Consider the following 1,492-nt stretch of genomic DNA (forward strand, 5'->3'; position numbering starts at 1 on the left):
CTAATTTCTTAGCCAATTTCGTGAGATTCATGCTCATTAGGAGGAATCCTATCTCAGTTTCAACCACCTTTTGACCTCTGACATGGACTCTGCGCACGCCAAAAACACCCTTCATCCTACCAAATACAGGTTCGACATCCACCTTGCGTTTGGCATAAATGCGGGCTCCCTCTTTACTTGTCAATTCCTCTTTGACTAAGTTCTTGAAATAGTTCCACATAGGATTATACTGAATTTGTTTGAGGTTTCCTTTTTCTGTCCGTGCTAATTGGTCTAACTCTTCACTAGCTTGTACAGGATCAGCTTCGTAAATCTTAATATCTTTCTCAAACCCATTCTGCTCCGTTCTTCGTGAATAATTCTTGAATGAATACACAACCCCATCTGGCTTTATCCACTGGTCAGAATCTTCTAAGTAAGTCCAGTTTTTAGGATTGGCATCACTCTTCTTATAGCTTTTCTTCTGCTCTTTCTGATATGTTCCGTAGGGAATCAGAGGTGTTTTCTCCAGGTCATCAAGGATAAAGCTGTAATTTTCTTCACTACCATAACCTGCATCCGCGACAATGTGTTGAAAGAGTTCTAAGGTTTGGATGGATTGAAGAAATGGCTTGAGTGTACGAGTGTCAGTTGGATTCGGATACAATCCGTAAGCTAAGGCAAACTGGTTGTTTGTACCAAGTTGGAGGTTGTAACCAGGTTTGAGCTGACCATTCTTCATATGATCCTCTTTCATCCGCATAAATGTTGCATCATGATCCGTTTTAGAGTAGGAGTTTCGCTCTTGTAGAATCTGTTTATCTCGTTCGTACTTCTGTTTCCGAACAAGAAAATCCTCTTTCAACTTTCTCTTGAGTTTCTTAATTCTTCTTCGTTTCTGTCTGTTGGCTGATCCACCTTTAATGACTTTAGGCTCTTGTGAGATAGCTTCTTCCACCTCATCCAATACTTGTTCGGTTTCTTGTAGGAGTTGGTTTAGTCCCTCGCTAGTGAGGCATTCTTCCTTGGACAAGGCAGTATTCACCCCTTCTTGGACTAGTTTGTCATAAAGGGCAGAAATGTTTCCATTCAAGGCATCTTCATAGCGTTCAACGGCCTTTTTCCACGTGAAGGAATACTTATTGGCATCCGCTTCTACCTTTGTTCCATCAATGAAGAGAGCCTCATCTTCAATCAAGTCATTCTCTCTGAGGAGGAGGGTGAAGTAGATGAAGGCAGTTTTGATGAGCTGATTGGCGTGTGTGCTAGCCCGAAAACTGTTTATGGTCCGATAACAGACATAGGTATCCTGACTCAGCCATTTCATAGGAATAACTTCTTCATTCATTTGAACGATTTTTCGACCAGAGAATACTTGGCGAGCGTAGGCGAACAGGGTCATTTTAAGTAACATAGCGGGATGAAAGGCTGGACGACCTGTGTGAGAAGTTTCTTCCAATAGAACGGATGAAGGAATAGTATCCACAAACTGACTAATCAGACGAGCCTCATG

Annotated in this window: 1 protein-coding gene; it reads right to left on the bottom strand. The window is 41.9% G+C overall.

The features are described 5' to 3' along the window. Window positions 1–1,492, bottom strand: a 1,492-nt coding sequence (locus ODU45_RS09885) for an IS1182 family transposase (RefSeq protein ID WP_398581231.1), incomplete at both ends; no start/stop codon positions are given.

Origin of the sequence: Streptococcus sp. 2022WUSS135 (assembly GCF_044427045.1) — a bacterium.
Lineage (GTDB): Bacteria > Bacillota > Bacilli > Lactobacillales > Streptococcaceae > Streptococcus > Streptococcus hashimotonensis.